This is a genomic window from Sphingobacterium sp. G1-14 (assembly GCF_002196555.1).
Taxonomy (GTDB): Bacteria; Bacteroidota; Bacteroidia; order Sphingobacteriales; family Sphingobacteriaceae; genus Sphingobacterium; species Sphingobacterium siyangense.
Genome location: NZ_CP021381.1, coordinates 4,159,498 through 4,181,841, shown reverse-complemented (window position 1 = coordinate 4,181,841; position 22,344 = coordinate 4,159,498). Strand labels below are relative to the sequence as shown.

Genomic DNA, 22,344 nt, shown 5'->3' with positions numbered 1-22,344 from the left:
AGTACTTTAAATAGAAAGGAGAATCTGTTTACGAGATTCTCCTTTCTACATTGTTTTAATTTTATACCAAATTGAGCTTTAATTTTAGCTCTTCAGAAATTTGGTTGGTGATATCCCAGATTGGTTCTGGTTCATCGGTATTGTTAAATATGACCTGATCGCACGTATCCTGATAGGGAAGTAGGTACTCGTTGTAGGATGGTAGTACATGGTTTATCCATTTGTACATGACATCATCTTCAAAGTAGCCCCGTTCAACCAGATCGCGGTGTAGACGTCTTCTTAATGCGATATCCTGATCAGCGCTTAAAAATATCTTATGATTGATTAAATTATTAATTTCCGTATAATAGAAAATGAATAGGCCCTCAATAATTAAAATGGGTGCCGGTTTAATCTCTAGTATTTTGGGTGTTAATGAAGGGTTGTTAAATGTATACTCTTCTTTATATATTGTCTCACCGTTAAAGAGTGCCTTGATATCTTTATAAAAAGCATCTCTGTCGATTGATGTCGGAATATCGAAGTTATAGAGCCTATTTTCCTCCTGGGTTTTAGTATTGGCAGGGATGTAATAATCATCTTGGGAAATTAAGGTTACCTCATTAGGCTTAAAATGTTTTAAAAAACTATTTAAAAAAAAAGTCTTTCCAGAGCCACTACTTCCGGCAATTCCTATGACATACGGTTTGTTATTCATTCTTACTATGCTATAAAAGCTATTTTATTCTGTTAATTTTCTAGAGGTAATCCATACGCAATTTCGACCTGGAAGCGTTTGTCAAGTGCGCCTATGCTTGCGGCGGCAGACTTTGACAACACGACAATTGCATTTTGGTTTTCGGCATTATCATTAAATTTACCGACCACTTTAGCGTAAGTAACACTTTTGGTCATTGGGTTGGTAATTTTTAGAATAGTACCTACTGGAGCGCTCTTATGAAGAGCAAGGTTGCTTGTACCCTGGGATGAAAGTCCATCAATCCACACACCGATACCACGTTCGGACTTTTCGCGTATTCCGTAGCGGTTTGTTGAAATTTGATTTTCTTCTTTATCGTCATTGTCTGTAGAATCAGGTGTTACAATTTCGATTCCTTTAGGTTCAACTAATTTTGGCCGTTCAGGAGGTAGGGGCTGGTTGGGGATCATAAGCTTCATTCCACCGCCAATAACGTTATTTTTTAAATTGTTCGCTTTTTTGATATCTTCAACAGAAATACTGAATCTTTTAGATATGGCATAAAGTGTCTCTTTCTCTCCAACGATATATTCCGTAAAACCTTCTTGCTGTTGCGGATTACGCGGGTTTTGCACTGCCGTATTTCCACGGTCGTTGCTTACTGTTGATTTCGCTTTTCGACCTGTCGGAATCTTAACAATTTGCCCCAGGCTTAATGTTCCATTACCATTTATTTGGGTCAATTGACCCACCGTTGTTTGATACTTTTTACTTAACTGGTAATAATTGTCTCCTTTTTCAATTTTGAACAACACGTATTCTTCACCATTGATTGCTTCAGTCCCTACTGAATCAGGGATAAAATCAGTACGTAAAGAAGTTGAATTCTTTGCTTCAACTTGTTGAATAGCTAATATCGCGATGGATAGAATAGCTATCTTTTTATATGTTTTTAATTCGAATAAAACTTTCATATATTTTGCAATTATACTAAATACGAAACAAACTCCCGTTTATTATCTGTCAAAAGGAATATTTGTTCGTGAATAAGAAAATAAATGTTGAAGAGCTTTAGTTCCAGCTCGGAAACTGCAATAATAGACTCTGTCAATTTTTCTTTTGTGGATTGCACTAGCCTGATTTGATAACGATTGTTTCTGTCTTTTTCATAGAAAGCCCAAATAAAGTAGTCATTCACCGTATTTATCCAGATTTCACCATCAATTGGGAAGTCCTTCAAAAAAAGGGGAATTTCACCATTGTAGATAATAGGATAGACGAGCTCGCTGGCATAAGGTTTAAAGGGAATTTCATTTTTGCTTTCAATCGACATCGATTGGAGGTTCAAAAATAATTGGAAGCCTTCTGCTATTACTTTTGGTCTAATAAGTACACCTTGATCAACCATACCGATGAATATGTAGTTGAACCAGGTTTCTTGTAGCTGTGGGTTGTAGCAATCGATTACCTGTATGCCTGCGTCGATAGGTGAATTATTGGCAATCTTCTTAAGTATTAATTTTTTGCATTGAATTCCAGCTAGGACCCACTCTTTGGCTATTGCCTTGAAGTCTTGTAATACGTAAGTTCCTTCAAAAGTGACTACATTAAAATAGGGTAGGGTATCGTCTGGGTTTCTGGTCTCCACAGCGATCAATTTATTCTCCGCATCGATTTCTATCCGCCAAATGGGGTATGTAAAAATGAAATTGAATGCTTTTGAAATTGTGTGATTTGCCATGTAATTTTCAATCCAAGGCGACAAACTTAGATAAAGTTACCTTTATATACAAGTATAATCACGCGTAAACTAATTTTATCGTGTTTTATGTTTGTTTTCTGCTATTTTTTCTCAAAAAAAAGTCCAGACATCGCTGGACTTTTTTGAGAAAAATATAGTTTAAAATTTTGAACCAATTGTTAGTACAACATTAGTCCGTTGATTTTTTATGTCTGCTACAGGACTAGCATTATTCCAGTAGTTCTCATTAATCAAATATGGGCTTTCTTTGTAGTTGACTGCATTATACGCGCCAGTCAAATCAACATACATACCACGGCCAAGTTTAGCGCCAATACCTAAAGATGCTGTATAATTCGTATAGTCTGCATTTTTATAGGGATTACCACTGTAGTTGAAACCAGCTCTTCCGCTGAATACATTGTCAAACATCACTTCACCACCAATTCGGGCATTAAAAGCACCTTGGTAAGTATCTTTGATGTTTTGGTTCATGTTCTTTTCTAACGTTTTACTGTAGTTTCCTACATCTTTAAAACGCATAGCTGCATAATCTACCCATTCGACATCAGCGGTTATTAGCCCTCTTGAAAATAATTGGCTCGCCCCAAGAGACAATTTATAGGGGGTATTCATATTATATTCCAAGTAACTGTGTCCTGCGTCATCACTGGTTCTATACTCTTTAAATGATTTGTCTTCATTTGGTCTGAAGTAACGGAACTCAGAATTACTATACGATTCATCCCGGATGCTCATAAATGTAGGTGACTTAGCGGTGAATCCCATGCTAAACGTTGGCGTAAATTTATAGATTACCCCAAGTTTAAAGTCGACACCGGTACCATCAGTGGCTTGCGCATAATCATCATATAATTCATAATCTTTATCCAACATGGCATACTTTTGGGCATTGGTTGGTTTTAAAAATTCTGAATCTTTGTTGATGGCTTTTAATTGGTCGGGGGTCATTGTTTGACCATATTCTGTAAACCAGCTGGAATTGTCGTAGCTAAATGCGGTGAAACCTAAAGAGGCTCCTAAATACAATTTGTTACTATAATTGGCTCCAAATGACAATACAGATTCGGATTTACTACCTTTTTCTAGAATGGAATTTACTTGATTAAAGCCATTTTTTCCATCAAAAGTTCCGCCGACAGTAATCGGGATATAAGCGCCTGCATTTTTGGGGTCTACGTCGAATAATAAAGAGTTGTTATAGACTTCCTGGCCCCAACCTTGTGTTCCTCCGACGTCCGAAAGACGGTCTGAATAAGCATCTGATATCGAACTTGTATTATTTACTCCTCGATACTCTAGCAGGTTGTTATAGACATAATTGCGGTTATAAGCAATACCAACATTAAAATTCAACCAGCCTCTATCCAGGTTACCTCCATTGCGGTAAGTTGGGAGGTGAAAAACGATTCCAGCATTATCTAAGTTGAAATTATTCTTGCTGCTGTTTGAGTTTTGACCAAAATAGTCGGTTTTGTTTTTATTGTTAAGGTACCTACCAGTTACTGATACATCAGACTGATTGAAGTAACCCAAACCTGCAGGGTTACTCGTAATTGAACTTATATCTCCACCTAAAGCAGTTGAAGCATTTCCCATGGCTTTAAAACGAGCTGTTCCGCCATTGTCCCCTTGGGAGAATAAAAGTACATCTTTCGTATATTGCGCTTGAGTAGTCCCTGCTGCACCTAAAACGAATGCAGTTCCAAAAAGTAATTTTTTGATTGTCATATGCTAAAATATCGTCAATAATAATCAGTAGCACACAAGATGCTGTATGCTACTGTTTAAATGCTTTTAACTATCGAGTACGTCCTCCACTTGATCTTGAGCTACCGCCTCCGGAGAAGCCTCCTCCCGAAGATCTAGAACTACCACCTCCAGAAAAACCACCACTAGAGCGTGATGATGAACCACTATCATAGCTTCTTGTTGGCGGAGTATACGATGGTCTTGACGTTGAGCTTGGGTTGCTGGAACGTGTTTCCATCGAACGGCTCATTGGACGAGATACCTCACCTGAACTGTTTCGTGATCTGGAATCATTATTATAATATCCGCTAGAGGTGCTCCGTGTGTTGTTTGGATAGGAACCATTGACTCTATCTGAGGTTCTTGAACGCATACCGTCTGAGTAAGCTCTATTCGACACACCATCCGATGTTCTTGTTCTTCCTCCAGTTCTATCGTATGAAGAGCTCCGTGACGATACTGTGCCATCAGAATTTCTTGATCTGCTAGCAACGGATGTAATCCTTCCTCTAGAATCACGTGCTACGCCGGTACGGTCATATCCTCCAGAATTTCGAGCAACGCTGTTGCGGTCATATCCACCTGAAGTTCGGGTTCTTGATGATGAACTGCGCGTGTTATAGTTGTCTCTGTATACAGATCTACTTGATGCATAGCGTGGTCTTGAGTTACCCCAGTAACCACCGCCCCAGTAACCGTTTCCGTACCAACCAGATCCCCAGTAGCCGCCGCCATACCAGCCACCCCAAGGTCTGTAACCGCCATACCAAGGAGATCCCCAGCCCCAGCTAGATCCCCAACCCCATCCGAGGCCGATAGACCAAGATGAACCCCATCCAGAGTTCCATCCCCATCCCATTCCGAACGATGGGCCGTATCCGTACCAACCGCCGAAACCATAACCATACCATGGATCAAAAAATGGGTCGAAATACGTCATGCCCGGACTAGCGTAATAGAAACGGTTGATACGATTGGCATATTCAAGATCTTCATAGGAATCATTGTTGTAATCCTGATCAGAATATTCGTCATCATAGTAACCGCCTTGCGCTTGCCCGTTTGGTTGGGCCTGATCTGCATCTGTGTAATAGTAATCTGGGCTTTGATAAACCTTTTGTCTAGCTTGCCCATTATTGCCATAGACATCGTCGCCATAGATTTGCCTACTTGTACCGCAGGAACCAAGCATGAACGCTCCTGTTATGGCAAGTGCTCCGATAAATAATCTATTTTTTTTCATAATATCCTAAATCCTTATTTTCGATTATACAGCCTTATTTACTATCTTAGACGCAAATTTCTCAAGGGGGTTTAATCGAAGTAATCAAAAATACAAATATTTTTTATTGAACGCTTTTCGTATTAGAATTACAGACGAGATTTAACGTAATAATGTTACAATAATTTATCAATTTCATATGAGTAAAGGAATAACAAGTCGTGCTGAAGATTATTCACAATGGTATAACGAGCTTGTGATTAAAGCTGATCTAGCTGAAAATTCAGCTGTACGAGGCTGTATGGTGATTAAACCCTACGGATACGCTATCTGGGAAAGGATGCAAGCGATCTTAGATAAAAGATTTAAAGAAACAGGTCATAGCAACGCTTATTTCCCTTTATTCATTCCCAAATCGTTTTTTTCTAAAGAGGCGGCGCATGTGGAAGGCTTTGCTACCGAATGTGCGGTAGTAACTCATTATCGATTAAAAAACGATGGTACAGGTAAGATCGTCGTGGATGAAGACGCGAAATTGGAGGAAGAGTTGATCGTGCGCCCGACTTCCGAAACGATTATTTGGAACACCTATCGTGGATGGATTGAATCTTATCGTGATCTTCCAATTTTGGTCAATCAATGGGCGAACGTTGTACGATGGGAAATGCGTACACGTCTTTTCTTGCGTACTGCCGAGTTTTTATGGCAGGAGGGCCATACAGCCCATGCAACAAGAGAAGAGGCTATTGAAGAAACAGAACGTATGCTTGATGTGTATGCTGAATTTGCTGAAAAGATACTGGCTGTGCCTGTTGTACGTGGTAGAAAAACAGAAAACGAGCGTTTTGCGGGTGCCTTGGATACGTATTGTATTGAAGCATTGATGCAGGATGGAAAAGCATTACAAGCAGGAACTTCTCATTTTCTTGGCCAAAACTTTGCAAAGGCGTTTGACGTGAAATTTACTTCTAAAGAAGGTAAATTGGAACATGTTTGGGCGACTTCCTGGGGGGTTTCTACACGTCTGATGGGCGCATTGATTATGGCTCACTCAGATGATCAAGGATTGGTATTGCCGCCAAAATTGGCACCAATTCAAGTTGTCATCGTTCCGATTTTTAAGACTGAAGAAGAAAAAGCGCAAATCGATGCATTTGTGAATCAGTTGACCAATGAATTGCGTGTGAACGATATATCGGTAAAATACGACGATCGGGACACACAACGTCCAGGTTTTAAATTTGCAGAATGGGAGTTAAAGGGTGTTCCTGTACGTGTAGCTGTTGGAGCGAGAGATATGCAAAATGGTACAGTAGAATTGGCGCGTCGTGATACTCAAACGAAAGAAACGGTTGCTCAGGAAGGCTTGGCTGGTACCATTGTACAATTGCTGGATACAATACAAGAAAATATATATCAAAAAGCGTTAAATTTCAGGACATCTCATTTTACTGAAGTGAATTCTTATGATGAGTTTAAAGAAGTACTGGAAGGTAAGGGTGGTTTTATCTCTTGTCATTGGGATGGAACAACAGAAACGGAAAAACGTGTAAAAGAAGAAACTAAGGCAACAATTCGTTGTATTCCTTTGGATGCGAAGGAAGAGGAAGGTATCTGTATCTTTACAGGGAAACCTTCAAGTCGACGTGTACTGTTTGCAAAAGCTTATTAATAAATAGTGTTGTCGTAATATGAGGATACTCATTTTGGGATGTGGTTGGCTCGCAGAATCTTTTGCGATGCATATGAAGCATCAAGGCCATGAGGTTTGGGCTAGTACAACAACATCTGAGAAATACCATCGGCTTAAAGCCGATGGTATTTTTTCGTTTATTTTAGACTTTGATTATGAAAATTTTCCAGCACAGGTAGATTTACCTACTCAATTTGACTTCGTATTAAACAGTATACCTGCAAGTCAGAAAAATAGTGTAGCGATCCTTGAAAACAGATTTTCGAATATCAAATCATTTTATGCGCATATGACATGGAAGAAACAAGTCTTCCTGAGCTCTATTGGAATTTATCCGGACAAAGATGGCGTATTTGATGAATCCTATGCAGATATAACCGAACTTTCATCAAAACTCTTGCTTGCTGAAGCAAGTATGTTGGGATTGGATGATACTATAATTTATCGATTAGGAGGTTTGTTTGGTAAAAATCGTGTTTTTGCCAAATATTTTTCCGAACGTATCTGTACGACGGGGGAACAGCCCGCCAATTTTGTTCATATCGATGATGTGATCAGACTGTTAGAGGCAGCATCTTGCAATGCGCTTAAGCATACTGTATACAATGTTGTTGCTCCCTTACATCCTAAGAAAAAGGATGTTATTCTAGCTTCGGCAAAAAAATATGGCTATGCTTTGCCACTTGCGTTCGAAGCCGGGGATGTGACGCAAAAAATAGTTAGCGGAAGATTACTTCTAGAGGAACTGGATTATCAATTTGTCCTGCCTGATCCTTTGCAATTTTAATTCATTTTTCTTTTTAAAATAAAAATGAATTTATGATTGTCAGCGTGAAAAAATTAAATAATTTCATTATTTTAACATCAATTCTACTGAGGGAAATTTAAGTAGAAAGTCATATTTGTTGAAATTTATTGATATCGATGGATTTTTTCAAGATATCGACATATTCCTTTAAACAAACCGATAATAGATTTAGTATTTTAACAGCTTATTATAAATAGAGCCATGACAAATGTAGAAAGACATCAATATATCTTAAAACAATTAAAGGAGGTCGGCGTAGTTCAGGTAATTGATCTATGTGAGGAATTGGGCGTTTCCTCTGTAACCATTCGGAAAGATTTGACCTTGTTGGAAGATAGTGGATTGTTGTTTAGAACGCATGGCGGGGCAACACAATATAATCCTTATACGACTGACCGTACAGTATTTGAAAAAGAGAAGCTTCGTTCGGACGATAAAAGCCGGATCGGAAAAAAAGCGGCTGAAATGATTGAGGAAAATGATTCAATCATTATCGCTTCAGGAACGACCATGCAGTCGCTGGCAAAACAGATCATTCCTAAAGGAAATATCACTGTAGTAACTTCGGCATTGAATGTTGCGATGGAATTGATCAAATATCCTTCGGTTGAAATCATGCAGATGGGCGGAACGCTTCGCAAGACTTCAACATCCGTAACTGGAAAGTATGCAGAAAATTTATTGCAGGATTTTTACTGCAGTAAATTATTTTTGGGTGTGGACGGTATTGACTTAGAATATGGTGTATCAACCTCAAGTGCGCAGGAGGCACAATTAAATCGCATTATGATCGATACGGCTCAAAAGGTTGTTGTACTAGCAGATTCGTCTAAATTCGGACGACGAAGCTTCGGGCGGATTTGTGGTTTTGATAAAATTGATATATTAATTACCGATGACAAAGTAAATACAAGCTTTGTGGAATCGTTAGAAAAAGCGGGGGTAAATGTTATTGTTGTTTAACACGGCTTAACTAAAAATCAAAGCGGAGCTGCTTATCTTTATCATAAAAAATGTCCCCAAAAGAGTGTTTAACTATTTGGGGACATTTTCTTTATGGATAGTTTTTTTTAGCTCAACGCCGGCTCTTGCTGGCTTAAACAGTGGAAACTTCCCAGCCCCCAAATAATGTCGACGGAATTTATTCCTATGACTTTACGTGTAGGGAAACAGCCTTGGATGATATCCAGTGCTCTTTGGTCATTTTTATCGTTGAAGATCGGTACTACAACAACATCGTTTGCAATGTAGAAATTAGCATAAGAAGCAGGTAATCTTGTTTCGTCATAGATGACCGGTGCTGGCATTGGGAGCTCAATGATATGCAGAGGCTCTCCATTTAAGAGTCTAAATGAACGAAGTGTTGCTAGATTTTCTTGAAGTATCTCATAGTTCTCGTCTGTTGGATCTTCCTCTACAACCGTTAAAACGGTGTTTTCGTTGATGAAACGTGTAATATCATCAATGTGCCCATCTGTATCGTCTCCAACGATACCGTCTCCAAGCCATAAAACCTGTTCCTGACCGTAAAATTCTTTCAAATAGGTTTCTATTTGTTCTTTTGTCAGGTGTGGATTTCGGTTTTTATTCAATAGACAAGCGGTTGTTGTCATGATTGTTCCTGCGCCATTAAACTCAACTGAACCGCCCTCCATGACGATATCAGGGGTATACAAAGGAAGGTTAAATTCTTTGGCAATACGCGTAGGAACGACGTCATCCAGGTCGAAAGGAGGGTATTTTCCACCCCAGGCATTATAGCCCCAGTCGACAACTGCTTTTTGATTTGTAGCCTGGTTAATAATAAAAGCGGGACCGTGGTCTCTACACCAAGCATCGTTAGTCGGATTAAAATAGAATTCGATATTGCTAAAATCTGTTGTTACTTCTTTAAGCGCGGTAATAGCAAAATTTTGCATTTCCTCGTTAGCGACGTTAATCCTTACTTTTTGCCCTGCTGCTACGACTTTAATAAATTCGCAATAGGGTTTGTATATTGTTTCGATCTTCCCAGGCCAGGATTCCTCTTTATGTGGCCAGCTCAACCATAAGGCTTCTTGTTTTGCCCATTCTGCGGGAAATGAGAAGCCCTGTTGTTTTGGGGAATTGTCAAAATATTCCTGTGTGAATGTCTTTTTTTGTTCCATACTTATTTTAATGGGATTAAAAAAAGCCATTTCAGTTCGTTTCAGCACAGTTGTGTGCGTTCGAAACCGAAATGGCTAGAATATCCGATATTAGTCTTCGTCAATAAAACGTTTGGTGATCGGTGCGTATGTTTCGATTCTTCGGTCTCTCAAAAATGGCCAATGTTTTCTGAAATAGTCTGATTCATTTAAGTCCAATTCGACGACTTCAATTTCTTCTTTGTCATGTGAGGCAAGATAAAGCAATTTACCCTGTCCATTTGTTACGAAGCTTCCACCCCAGAATTTCATTGCGCCATTTTGCTCAAATCCTACGCGATTAACGGATACAACAGGAACACCATTTGCAACGGCATGGGAGCGTTGTATTGTTTGCCACGCATTATATTGATCTTTGTTGGTTTCTTCATCTTGGTCTGTTGCCCATCCAATAGCTGTAGGGTAGAATAAGATTTCTGCACCCATTAATGCGGTAATTCGAGATGCTTCAGGGTACCATTGATCCCAGCAAATTAAAATGCCTATTCTTCCAAATTTTGTTTTGAATACTTTGTAGCCTAAATCTCCTGGGGTAAAATAGAATTTTTCATAAAATGCAGGATCATCTGGGATATGCATTTTGCGGTATTTTCCTAAATAGGAACCATCTGCATCCAATACAGCGGTTGTATTATGGTACAGTCCCTCTGCTCTTTTTTCAAATAATGAAGCGATAATTACGACGCCTGCTTCTTTAGCAACAGCCGATAGGGCGTCCGTCGATGGGCCGGGAATGGATTCAGCCAGTGCGAAATTGTCGTAATCTTCCACATCGCAGAAATATAAAGAGGTAAATAGTTCTTGCAGACACACAATTTGCGCACCTTTTGCAGCGGCTTCTTTTACTTTAGCGATAGCTTTTTCGAGATTCTCTTGTTTGCTTGCGGTACAGCTCATCTGTACAACTCCAACTTTTACTTTGCTCATTCTTTAATGCTTATTTTAATACAGCACAAAGATACTATTCTTAATTTGGATTTGGTCTGTGGGAAAAACAAAAAGAGCTCTTAGAGCTCTTTTCGTAATCTTGCCACAGGAATATTCAATGCTTCCCGATATTTTGCCACCGTTCGCCGCGCAATATTGTATCCTTTTTCTTTTAGGATCTCAGTTAGTTTCTCGTCAGCCAAGGGTTTCCGTTTATTTTCTTTTGAGATGCATTCCTCCAATATTTTCTTAACCTCTTTATTGGATACTTCTTCACCAGAATCAGTCTGGATCGCTTCAGAGAAAAATGATTTTAAGAGAAATGTTCCGAATTCTGTTTGCACGTATTTTGAATTTGCTACCCGCGACACCGTAGATATATCCATATCGATTTTGTCGGCGATGTCTTTCAATATCATTGGTTTTAACTTACGATCATCACCAGTGAGGAAATAATCATATTGGTATTCCATGATTGCATTCATTGTTTTTAGTAAGGTTTGTTGACGCTGTTTTATTGCATCAATAAACCATTTGGCTGAGTCAAGTTTTTGTTTGACGAATTGCACAGCCTCTTTCATTTTTTTATCCTTTTGATCCGATTTCTCGTAATGTTCAAACATGTGTTGGTAATCACGACTTATGCGGAGCTCAGGCGCATTTCGGCCATTTAAAGTCAAATGCAGTGTTCCATCATTATTGCTGATATGGAAATCCGGGATAATATGAAGCTGTTTGCCCGCGACTGCACCAGAATCTCCTGGTTTAGGATTAAGTTTTAGGATCTCGTTGACGACGTTTTTTAAATCCTCTGATGAAACTCCTAAAGATTTTTCTAATTTATCATAATGCTTTTTGGTGAATTCTTCAAGGTAATTCGCTACGACTTTAATAGCGAGTTTGATTGTGGGATTTTGTGTGTCTTTTTTTTGTAATTGGATCAATAGGCACTCTTGCAGATCTCGTGCTCCAATTCCCGCAGGCTCAAAATCTTGAATTACTTTTAGCATGTCTAGAACTTCCTGCTCATCAGTCATTACATTTTGACCAAAAGCTAGGTCGTCGACAAGATTGATTATTGGACGGCGTAAATAGCCGTCGTCATCTAGACTGCCAATGATTTGTTGGCCAATTAAAAAGTGCTTGTCATCTAAAGCTAAAAGGTCTAATTGTTGTTGTAACTGCTCATAAAAGGAGTGCTGAATAGCAACGGGCATTTCTTTCCGGTCGTCATCGTCGTCTCCGTAGTCATAGCCATTGCCGTAATCTTTGAAATCGTCTTCCTGGATGTAATCTTCTAAACTAAAGTCTTCTGAGTCAAATCCATCTTCATTGTCAAAATTATCGTCTGGATCTTTATCGGGATACTCTTCTATAGGATCGGTCATATTAGTCAAGCTACCATCTTCTAACGCAGGGTTTTCTTCTAATTCTTCCTTGATTCTCGCATCTAATGAAACAGTCGGAACCTGCAACAATTTTATAAATTGTATTTGTTGCGGGGACAATTTCTGTAATAGCTTTTGTTGTAATGTTTGTTTTAACATGCTAATAGTTGACTTTTTTACATCTAAATTTAAACAAATATCATTATTATTTTAAAATAAAATCGATAATAAATAAAAAATGGGTATAATATTTGTGGAACGCGGGAGAATTTATGAACAAATTTGAGACTGGGCTTGTTTTCTCCATACCGGGCTGTTCTTATTTAGTCGTCGTTGTAATTTCCAAAATCCATCCTTTCGAATTATGTCGTATTTTACAGTTCTTTGGCGGGTGTTTTTTATTGTTAAAAAATGTAAATAGTTGATTACAGCGATTTATTTAGTTGTATATTTAGCCCCTGAAAATAGATAAAAAGGCATATTGGACGGGCGTAAAACCTTTTGCTGGTCGGATGTGTTGAATATAAGATAAATTTCCATTTATGTTTAAACGTATTAAGAATAGGATTCTTCGTTATCTCCTTATAGCAATATATTTTATCATTATATTGGTGTGTGCTATACAATTGAATTTTCTGTGGCTCTTTGGTTATTCTCCGACAAAAAAGGATATTGTTATGCCCAGTGTGAATATCTCCACGGAATTATACACGGCAGATAGTGTTTTAATTGGTCGTTATTTCGACGAGGATAGAAATCCAATTCCATTTGATAGCATTCCGAAGTCTGTTACTAATGCGTTGATAGCAACTGAGGATGTGCGTTTTTATAGTCATAATGGTGTTGATTTTTTTGGTCTAGGGTCAGGTATTATCTCTACATTAAAAGGGGATAAGCGTGGTGCAAGTACAATTACGCAACAGTTAGCTAAAAATCTTTATCGTACACGTTATAATAAGGCCGGTGGATTGTTGACGCGTCTTCCCGTCGCGGGCTTGGTGATCACGAAGTTTAAGGAGTGGATGACGGCTTATAAATTGGAGCAACGTTATTCCAAAAATCAGATATTGGAGATGTATTTAAATACGGTATCCTTCAGTAATAATGCCTATGGGATTGAAACTGCTGCAAAGCGCTATTTTTCAAAAGGAGCGAATCAATTGAATCAGACCGAAGCTGCTGTTTTGATTGGCATGTTAAAAGGTACGACTTTATATAATCCTATTCGTAATCCCGAAAATGCTTTTGTGCGAAAAAACACCGTTTTAAGTCAAATGTATAAAGGTGGTTTTCTGAAAAAAGAAGAGTATGATAATCTGGTTAAGGAGAAGATTGTTTTGAATACAAATAGTCAAGATCTTAATGCGGGTGGAGATTCTTACTTACGTGCTGCAGTAGCTAAGTGGTTGGAAAAATGGTCTGAGGATAACAATTATGATATCTATACAGACGGTTTGAAAATTTACACGACGATAAATTCTAAACTTCAAAAGCATGCTGAAGAGGCTGTGGCGAAACAAATGATTGAATTACAGCAACGTCTAAATAACACCTGGGAGGGACAGGAGCCTTGGCGTGATTTATCAGGTAAAGTTATCCCCAACTTCCTGGATAATTTGGCAAAGAAAACTCCTTATTATGCTTTTTTGAGTAAGAAATATGCAAATACCCCTGATAGCATCAATTACTTTCTGAATAAAAAGAAGAAGATCGAAGTTTATAATTGGAAGGATGGCAGTAAGATCGAAAAGGATATGTCTACAATGGATTCTTTGAAATATTATGCCATGATGTTAAATGCAGGCATGATGTCTATGGATCCGTATTCGGGTGAAATTAAAGCATGGGTGGGTGGGATCAACCATCAATATTTTAAGTATGATCACGTGATGCAGGCGAAGCGACAAGCGGGGTCTACATTTAAACCTTTTGTATACTTGGCTGCCTTGGAGTCAGGGATGTCTCCATGTGATAAGATTACCGACAAGCCTGTTACGATCAAGATTGATAAAGGGGATTCCGTGGAGATATGGGAACCTAAAAATGCAGACTGGAATTTTTCCTATCGTGAAATGTCGTTGCGTCATGCAATGGCACGTTCCATCAATTCGGTTACGGTTCAGTTAACTGACATGGTTACGCCTGCTAAAGTTGTTGATGCGGCACATCGTTGTGGTATCACAAGTAAATTAAATCCGGTTGCCTCTGTGGGGTTAGGGCCTAATGATGTTTCTGTTTTTGAAATGGTGAATGGGTACTCGACGATGATGAATCACGGTGAGCGTGTCACTCCTTTATTAGTGTCTAAGATCGAAGATCATGATGGTAATGTTATTGCTACTTTTCAGGCGGAGCGCAAACAAGTGGTGGATAAGCAAGATGCCTGGTTGATGACGTATATGTTGCGTGGTGGTATGGAAGAACCTGGGGGTACATCTCAGGGATTGTGGGAATGGGATTTATTTGATAAGGAAAATGAAATCGGCGGAAAGACAGGTACTTCTTCGGAATATGTGGATGGCTGGTATATGGGGGTGACCAAAGACTTGGTTACAGGTGTTTGGGTTGGTTGTGACGAGCGGAGTATTCACTTTAAAAATTCTCATTCGGGAGAAGGTTCTCGTACAGCATTACCGATATTTGGGGTATATATGGAGTCTGTTTATAAAGATAAACAGTTGGGGTATACGCAAGGTAAGTTTCCTAGTCCTACAGTTGAAATTACGAAATCTTACAAGTGCGAAACTCCGCGTTATAGTGATCCAGAGCCAGATCAGAGTGATTCCACACAGGTAGAAGAGCCCGCTGATGAAGGATTTATCGGACCTGAGGAAGAGGGAGCGGAGCATCCTGTTGAGCGTAATCATGAAGGTGCTGATAGTGGAACGAGTAGCGAAGGGTCATCCTCGTTGGAGGAGGTTGGTAGTCAAAACTGATACTACTTATTAAAGAGGATTCTATCTAAAAAATAAAGATGGCCCCCTAGTTTAACTAAGGTGGCTTTTTTTATGCTAGGCTGCGTGGTTGGAATCTCTCTTGGCGAACGCTTGGTGTTGCTGTGGAAAAAGATTATTCCAGTTAGGGTTGTATTTACGAATGAGCCGTTCGACTTGCATGGTTGTAAAATGTTGTAGTTCGCTTATTCTCTTATTGGCGGTCTCTGAATTCGTGAAAGATTCTGTGTAGATTATTCGATTTAAACTGGGGCCTTGGTTGAAAATAAAACTATTGGATTGCTGTAATTCCATTACTGTACTAAAGATGTTGGAACTGAGGCCGATTTTGAAGTGTTTACGATTGTTGTCAGTTGATATATATACAATAAAATTGTTCATAATGCTAAATTATTTGGACGTTTAAAATATATTTACTAATTTTATTGGCACAATATTACTAATAAAATTAGTTTTTGCAAAATATTTTTTTGAAAAAATAATATGTCAAATATTTCGTCCAATCTGAAGTTCCTTCGAAAAGGAAAAAAAATCACACAGCAACAATTTGCTGATCTTATGGAAATTAAGCGTGCGTCTGTGGGCGCGTACGAGGAAGATCGAGCAGAGCCCAAATATGAGTTATTAAAGAAGATTGCCGAATTCTATGGTTTGACTATGGATGAATTGGCAAACGATGTTATTGATGATAAATGGAAGCCGGTTCCCAAAAGCAATGCCTCAAATTTAAGGGTGCTTAGTGTGACTGTAGATGCGGATGATCGTGAAAATATCGAACTTGTTCCGGTTAAGGCTAGTGCCGGGTATTTAAATGGGTATGGTGATCCGGAATATGTTGCTGAGTTGCCTAAGTTTTCGCTGCCTATGTTTGGTCAAGGGACATTTCGTGCTTTTGAAATAAAGGGAGACTCGATGTTACCTTTGCCATCGGGGTCCATTATTGTAGCGGAGTATGTGGAGAACTGGCATGATATCAAGCCGGGGAGTACCTATGTTATATTGTCTAAGGAAGATGGCGTGGTTTATAAGCGTATCGCTTTTAAATTTAAAGAAGATAAGGGTTTGAAGCTCGTTTCAGACAATAAAACATATGAACCTTATTGGGTGGAGACTGCGGACATTCTTGAAGTATGGAAAGCGAAGGCTTTTATCAGTACACAATTGCCTGAGCCTACGCCAGAGCCAACAATGGAAACGCTGACGAGTATGATGGCGCAAATGCAGAAAACAATTAATGCGGTGGTAGATGGTTCAAAATAGTAGAGAATTGTCTGCGTTTTTTTACGATATAGTTGCACTGTGAAGATAATTTCTATGACCGAGGAGCGATCGATAGCTTGTTTTTATAGGGAATGTAGGGGTGTCGAATATAAAAACAATCTATCTAATTTTGTTTTTTATTTTATAAAATGCTATATTTGCATATCTGAAAGGAAGGGGGCTCGTATTGCCCCCTTTTTTTAATTCAATTAATTTAGCATTTCTAGAAACAGAACAATGCAGCATATAGAAAAGAGAGTTATTGAACTCATCGCGGAAAAAATTGCAGATCGCGAGGATTTGTTTATCGTCAGCGTGAAGATGCGCCCAAATAAAATTCTTGAGATTCTTTTGGACGGAGATAATGGTGTGAATATTGATGATTGCGCACAGGTGAGCCGTCATGTTGGTTTCCACTTGGAAGAGGAAAATGTAATTGATGACGCTTACCGTTTAGAGGTTTCATCTCCAGGTATTGATGCTAATTTTGTTAATATCCGACAGTACCAAAAGAATATTGGTCGTACAGTTCAGGTAAAGTTGAACGATAATACAAAAGTTGAAGGTACATTATTGACCGTAGACGAGATGAAGATCAATGTTCTTCAGAAGATAAAAGAAAAAGGTAAAAAAGCACAAGAGGTAGAAAAAGAACTTCCTTTTGATCAAATAAAAGCAACAAAAGTGGTAATTTCATTTTAATAATAATGAGTAACAGCAACATCAATCTGATAGACTCTTTTCAAGAGTTTAAGGAGTTTAAGAATATCGATAGACCTACTGTTATTACAGTATTGGAAGAGGTTTTTCGTAGTATGATCCGTCGTCGTTTTGGTACGGATGAAAATGTGGATGTTATCGTGAATCCAGATAACGGAGATTTGGAGATTTGGAGGACGCGTGTCGTTGTTGAAGATGAGTTTTCAGAGGATGATGATCTTGAAATCGAATTGGCGGAAGCTAGAAAGCATGATGAAGATTTGGAAGTAGGCGATGATTTTATTGAACAGATCACATTGGAAAGCTTTGGCCGTCGTGCAATTTTAGCTGCACGTCAGACGCTTGTATCTAAGGTTTTGGAATTGGAAAAAGACGAAGTCTTTAAGAAATATAAAGATAGAGAAGGAGAGTTGGTCATTGGTGAGGTTTATCAGATTTGGAAAAAAGAAATCTTGGTATTGGATGAGGATGGTAATGAATTAATTCTTCCTAAATCAGAACAAATTCCAGCTGACTATTTCAAAAAGGGAGATGGCATTCGCGCAGTTGTGCATAAAGTGGATATGATGAATAATAATCCAAAGATTATCATTTCACGTACCGCACCTGCGTTCTTACAACGTTTATTTGAACTTGAGGTTCCTGAAATTTTTGATGGTTTGATTACGATTAAGAAAATCGTTCGTGAACCAGGAGAAAGAGCGAAGGTTGCCGTTGAGTCTTATGATGATCGTATTGATCCTGTAGGAGCTTGTGTTGGTATGAAGGGATCCCGTATTCATGGTATCGTTCGTGAATTGCGTAACGAGAATATTGACGTGATTAATTTTACAACAAATCATTCATTGTATATCGCTCGCGCTTTGAGTCCAGCAAGGATTAGCTCAATCAAAATCGATGAAGAAAATAAGACTGCGGCTGTATATTTAAAATCGGATCAGGTTTCTTTAGCAATTGGTCGTGGAGGACACAATATCAAGTTGGCTGGTAAATTGACTGGTTATGAAATTGATGTTTATCGCGAAAATGACGAGTTTGATGAAGATGTTGATATCGAAGAATTCAGCGATGAGATTGAAAGCTGGGTTATTGATGAATTGAAACGTGTTGGTTTGGATTCTGCAAAGTCGGTGTTGTCTCTTAGCGAGGAAGAGCTGGTTAGACGTACCGATTTGGAAGAAGATACTGTTCGTGAGATTGTACGTATTTTACAAGCTGAATTTGAATAAAATTCAGCTCATTAATTTTTTTCTATCTAACATTCGGAATAAATTGTTTATGGATGGAAAAAAACATATTTTTGTAATTATATTAAAATAGTTTATATTATAGATGACTGAAGGAAAAGGAACAAACTTGCTTAAAGCAGCAAAGGAACTCAACATCGGGATACATACCGCCGTGGAATGTTTAGTGAAAAAAGGATATGATGTAGAAGCAAAGCCTAACACTAAATTGAGCGGAGAGATGTATGGTGTGCTGTTAAAAGAGTTTCAGGGAGACAAATCACTGAAAGATGAAGCTAAACAAATTGTGATTGGCAAAATTCGTCGTGAGGAGTCGCCGTCCACTTCTCCTAAGGAATCATCTAAGAATGAGGATTTCGAAGATCATGATGAATCCAAGGAAATCCTGGTCAAAAATACGGTAGAAATCCCTTCTGTTAAGGAACCTACTCCGGCAAAAGTAGAGGAGCCCGTTCATCAAGGTGGTATGAAGGTGGTTGGTAAGATTGATCTGGACGCATTGAATAGAGGCGGAAATAAGGTCAAGAAGGAAGAACCTGTTAAGGAGGAACCAAAAACCGTTAAAGAAACACCTGTAGAGGTTAAAGCTGAAGCTAAGGTGGAAGAAAAGAAAGAAGCCGAAGTCAAAGCGCCTATTGTTGAAGCGAAAAAAGAAGAACCAAAGGTTATTGAAAAGAAGCCGGAAGTTGTTGTACCAAAAGCTGAAATAGAAAAACCCGAAGTAAATAAAACTGAAGTAAAAGCAACTCCGGTTGTAGAGACAAAAACTGAACCTGTGAAGGTAGAAGACAAGAAAAAAGAAGAAACAGCGCCGAAAGCTGTACCAGTAACTCCAATAGTGGAGCCTGTGAAAAAACAAGGAGATGAAATTATTTCTGCTCGTGCAGAGAGATTGACAGGTCCTAAAGTCATTGGTAAGATTGAATTACCATCTGCTAGACCTTCCCACAAACCAGTGGCTTCATCTTCAAATGCTGGAAATAATAATGAGAAACGTAAGCGTAAGCGTACGAATCCAAATGGTCCAGTAAACCCAAATGCGGGGCAAGGTCAAGGTCATAATAACCAACACCGTGGGCCGCGTGATGGCAACAATCCCAACAACCGGGACCAACAGGGTAACCGAGGAGGGAATCATGGTCCTAACAACAACCCGAACAATCGTCAAGGGCAAAACAACAACCAACATCCGGGTAGACCAGGACAAGGAGGTAACAACCAACACCCAGGTAGACCAGGACAAGGTACGAGACCGCAACACGGTAATCGTTTTGACAATAGAGGTAAGGGAAGACCTGTTGAGAATAAGGAAGAACCTACTGAAAAGGAAATCCAAGATCAAATTAAGGCAACACTTGCTCGTTTGAGTGGTGCAGGTAAATCTGGTAAATTTGCGCAACGTGCCAAATTGAGACGTCAGAAACGTGACGATGTTGCTCAACATGCAGAAGAAGCTGCAATGGAGCAAGAAATGATGGCGAAAGTATTGCGTGTTACAGAATTCGTAACAGCAAACGAATTAGCTAATTTGATGGATGTTCAGGTAACCCAAATTATTGCAACTTGTATGAGTTTGGGTATGTTCGTGTCAATTAACCAACGTTTAGATGCGGAAACTTTAACAATTGTAGCGGATGAATTTGGTTATCAGGTAGAGTTTATCAAACCTGAGGATGAGGAGACTGCTGAACTTGAGGAACCGGATAACGAAGCGAATTTGGTTTCAAGAGCCCCTATTGTAACGGTCATGGGACACGTTGACCATGGTAAAACATCTTTATTGGATTATATCCGTAAGGCGAACGTTACTTCTGGTGAGGCTGGTGGTATCACCCAACATATCGGTGCATACGCGGTGAAATTGGAGGATGACCGTAAAATTACATTCTTGGATACTCCTGGTCACGAAGCTTTTACGGCTATGCGTGCCCGCGGTGCTAAAGTGACGGATATTGTTATTATCGTTATTGCAGCGGACGACGCTGTCATGCCGCAAACAAAAGAAGCAATCAACCACGCGCAAGCAGCGGGAGTACCAATCGTATTTGCATTTACTAAAGTAGATAAACCGGGAGCAAATCCTGATAGAATCCGTGAGCAGCTTTCTGCGATGAATATCTTAGTTGAAGACTGGGGCGGTAAGTTCCAAGCGCAAGAGATTTCAGCAAAAACGGGAGAAAATGTTGACCTATTATTAGAAAAAGTTCTATTGGAAGCTGAGATGTTAGATCTAAAAGCTGATCCGAAAAAACGCGCTGTTGGTTCAGTAATTGAAGCAGCTTTGGATAAAGGTCGTGGTATCGTGACAACGGTATTGATACAAAGTGGTACATTACGTGTTGGAGACCCTATTTTAGCGGGATCGCATTCAGGTAAAGTGAAGGCTTTGACTAATGAAAGAGGTGAACGTGTTAAAGAGGCGGGACCGTCTGTTCCAGTACAAATCTTGGGTATGGCAGGCGCGCCAACAGCAGGGGATAAGCTTTATGTTCTTGAAAGCGAGTCTGAAGCTAGAACTGTAGCCAACAAACGTCTTCAGTTACAACGCGAGCAAGGTATGCGTGCAACTAAACATATTACCTTGGATGAAATCGGTCGTCGTTTGGCCATCGGTAACTTTAAAGAACTTAATATTATCGTTAAAGGTGATGTGGACGGTTCTATTGAAGCATTATCAGATTCATTATTGAAATTGTCTACTGACGAGATCCAAGTTAATATCATTCATAAATCAGTGGGTGCGATCTCTGAATCAGATGTATTGTTAGCTTCTGCTTCCGATGCGATCATCATAGGTTTCCAAGTACGTCCGACACAAAACGCACGTAAGTTGGCAGAGAACGAGCAAATTGATGTACGTTTATATTCGATCATCTATGATGCGATTGATGAAATCAAGTCTGCGATGGAGGGTATGTTGGCTCCGAAATTTGAAGAGAAAATTGTTGCTGAGGTTGAAATCAGAGAAACTTTCAAAATTTCTAAAGTTGGTACGATTGCCGGATGTATGGTTAAAGAAGGTAAGATCAATAGAAATAATGATATCCGCATAATCAGAGATGGTGTCGTAATTCATACTGGTAAACTGGCATCTTTGAAACGTTTCAAAGATGATGTGAAAGAAGTTTCAATGGGTTATGAATGTGGTTTAAATATTGACCGTTTCAATGATATTCAAGTAGGAGACATTGTCGAAGCTTACGAACAAGTTGAAGTGAAACGTAAATTGTAATCACTTAGTGATACACTAATAAAACAGAAAGCGGCATTGGTTTTAATCAATGCCGCTTTCTGTTTTAACGTTCGTATAGTTCTATTGGTACCTGATCAGGATCAAAGAAGAATGTAAAGCGTTTATTTGTTAACTCGTCTATTCTGATCCCTTCGTGTGATACACCTGCTTTTTCGAGCTTATTTAATTCTAGGTCGAGATTATCGACTTCGAATGCAAGATGTCTTAAACCGGCGGCTTCTGGAAAGCTGAGCCGATTAGGCGGTGATGGAAACGAAAAAAGTTCTATAATATAATGATCATGGAGTTTGAGATCCAGTTTGTAGGAATCACGTTCCACACGATAGTATTCTCTAGCAATCTCTAGGCCCAGTATGTCAGTATAGAATTTCTTTGAACGCTCATAATCACTACAGATAATAGCGATATGATGTATCTTGTTGAGGTTTAATTTCATTTTTAAATCTTATCTCATTGTGTTTGTTATACAAGGTTGTTCCTTAAGGATATG

At 39.0% G+C, this 22,344-nt stretch carries 18 protein-coding genes; 8 read left to right on the top strand and 10 right to left on the bottom strand.

Annotated features, from left to right (window positions below; all coding sequences use genetic code 11):
• Nucleotides 1-61: 61 nt before the first annotated feature.
• The 5 genes from CBM24_RS18130 to CBM24_RS18110 all read right to left on the bottom strand — a co-directional run bounded on the left by CBM24_RS18130 (nt 62) and on the right by CBM24_RS18110 (nt 5,439).
• On the bottom strand, nt 62-700 hold the full coding sequence (locus CBM24_RS18130) for a uridine kinase (protein ID WP_075993390.1): 639 nt from the start codon (nt 698-700) through the stop codon (nt 62-64).
• A gap of 32 nt (nt 701-732) precedes the next feature.
• The gene (locus CBM24_RS18125; RefSeq protein WP_088162219.1) at nt 733-1,656 is read right to left on the bottom strand and encodes a LysM peptidoglycan-binding domain-containing protein; all 924 of its coding nucleotides are present in this window, start codon (nt 1,654-1,656) and stop codon (nt 733-735) included.
• Between the two features lie 11 nt (nt 1,657-1,667).
• On the bottom strand, nt 1,668-2,423 hold the full coding sequence (locus CBM24_RS18120; RefSeq protein WP_075993388.1) for a hypothetical protein: 756 nt from the start codon (nt 2,421-2,423) through the stop codon (nt 1,668-1,670).
• A gap of 159 nt (nt 2,424-2,582) precedes the next feature.
• On the bottom strand, nt 2,583-4,175 hold the full coding sequence (locus CBM24_RS18115; protein ID WP_088162218.1) for a hypothetical protein: 1,593 nt from the start codon (nt 4,173-4,175) through the stop codon (nt 2,583-2,585).
• 70 nt (nt 4,176-4,245) lie between these two features.
• Entirely contained in the window at nt 4,246-5,439 is a 1,194-nt protein-coding gene (locus CBM24_RS18110) for a hypothetical protein (protein ID WP_088162217.1), read from the bottom strand.
• 178 nt (nt 5,440-5,617) lie between these two features.
• Between CBM24_RS18110 and proS the strand changes: the two genes are divergently transcribed.
• The 3 genes from proS (at nt 5,618) to agaR (ending at nt 8,882) form a co-directional block, all read left to right on the top strand.
• On the top strand, nt 5,618-7,090 hold the full coding sequence (gene proS / locus CBM24_RS18105) for a proline--tRNA ligase (protein WP_075993385.1): 1,473 nt from the start codon (nt 5,618-5,620) through the stop codon (nt 7,088-7,090).
• A 19-nt stretch (nt 7,091-7,109) separates the two neighbouring features.
• The gene (locus CBM24_RS18100; RefSeq protein WP_088162216.1) at nt 7,110-7,898 is read left to right on the top strand and encodes a GDP-L-fucose synthase; all 789 of its coding nucleotides are present in this window, start codon (nt 7,110-7,112) and stop codon (nt 7,896-7,898) included.
• Between the two features lie 222 nt (nt 7,899-8,120).
• Complete coding sequence (gene agaR / locus CBM24_RS18095) at nt 8,121-8,882, top strand: transcriptional repressor AgaR (protein WP_075993383.1); 762 nt, start codon at nt 8,121-8,123, stop codon at nt 8,880-8,882.
• A gap of 107 nt (nt 8,883-8,989) precedes the next feature.
• On the opposite strand, the gene CBM24_RS18090 is transcribed toward agaR, so the two are convergent.
• The 3 genes from CBM24_RS18090 to rpoN form a co-directional block, all read right to left on the bottom strand.
• Complete coding sequence (locus CBM24_RS18090; RefSeq protein WP_088162215.1) at nt 8,990-10,066, bottom strand: agmatine/peptidylarginine deiminase; 1,077 nt, start codon at nt 10,064-10,066, stop codon at nt 8,990-8,992.
• 90 nt (nt 10,067-10,156) lie between these two features.
• Entirely contained in the window at nt 10,157-11,032 is an 876-nt protein-coding gene (locus CBM24_RS18085; protein ID WP_075993381.1) for a carbon-nitrogen hydrolase, read from the bottom strand.
• A gap of 80 nt (nt 11,033-11,112) precedes the next feature.
• Nucleotides 11,113-12,579 carry an RNA polymerase factor sigma-54 gene (rpoN, locus tag CBM24_RS18080; protein ID WP_075993380.1) on the bottom strand — a complete coding sequence of 489 codons (1,467 nt, stop codon included), beginning with the start codon at nt 12,577-12,579 and terminating at the stop codon, nt 11,113-11,115.
• 383 nt (nt 12,580-12,962) lie between these two features.
• Between rpoN and CBM24_RS18075 the strand changes: the two genes are divergently transcribed.
• Nucleotides 12,963-15,356: a penicillin-binding protein 1A gene (locus tag CBM24_RS18075; RefSeq protein WP_083663678.1), complete on the top strand. Its 2,394-nt coding sequence runs from the start codon at nt 12,963-12,965 to the stop codon at nt 15,354-15,356.
• A gap of 75 nt (nt 15,357-15,431) precedes the next feature.
• Here CBM24_RS18075 and CBM24_RS18070 read toward each other — a convergent pair whose 3' ends face one another.
• Nucleotides 15,432-15,755 carry a hypothetical protein gene (locus tag CBM24_RS18070; RefSeq protein WP_075993378.1) on the bottom strand — a complete coding sequence of 108 codons (324 nt, stop codon included), beginning with the start codon at nt 15,753-15,755 and terminating at the stop codon, nt 15,432-15,434.
• Nucleotides 15,756-15,857: 102 nt separating this feature from the next.
• Between CBM24_RS18070 and CBM24_RS18065 the strand changes: the two genes are divergently transcribed.
• The 4 genes from CBM24_RS18065 to infB all read left to right on the top strand — a co-directional run bounded on the left by CBM24_RS18065 (nt 15,858) and on the right by infB (nt 21,833).
• Nucleotides 15,858-16,634, top strand: a complete 777-nt coding sequence (locus CBM24_RS18065) for an XRE family transcriptional regulator (RefSeq protein ID WP_075993377.1) — start codon at nt 15,858-15,860, stop codon at nt 16,632-16,634.
• A 237-nt stretch (nt 16,635-16,871) separates the two neighbouring features.
• Nucleotides 16,872-17,336 (top strand): ribosome assembly cofactor RimP, encoded by a 465-nt coding sequence (rimP, locus tag CBM24_RS18060; protein WP_075993376.1) that lies wholly within the window; start codon nt 16,872-16,874, stop codon nt 17,334-17,336.
• Nucleotides 17,337-17,341: 5 nt separating this feature from the next.
• Complete coding sequence (gene nusA / locus CBM24_RS18055; RefSeq protein WP_070567754.1) at nt 17,342-18,583, top strand: transcription termination factor NusA; 1,242 nt, start codon at nt 17,342-17,344, stop codon at nt 18,581-18,583.
• A 103-nt stretch (nt 18,584-18,686) separates the two neighbouring features.
• On the top strand, nt 18,687-21,833 hold the full coding sequence (infB, locus tag CBM24_RS18050; RefSeq protein WP_075993375.1) for a translation initiation factor IF-2: 3,147 nt from the start codon (nt 18,687-18,689) through the stop codon (nt 21,831-21,833).
• A 64-nt stretch (nt 21,834-21,897) separates the two neighbouring features.
• On the opposite strand, the gene CBM24_RS18045 is transcribed toward infB, so the two are convergent.
• Nucleotides 21,898-22,290, bottom strand: coding sequence for a VOC family protein (locus tag CBM24_RS18045; protein ID WP_088162214.1), 393 nt, complete (start codon nt 22,288-22,290; stop codon nt 21,898-21,900).
• Nucleotides 22,291-22,344 lie beyond the last annotated feature (54 nt).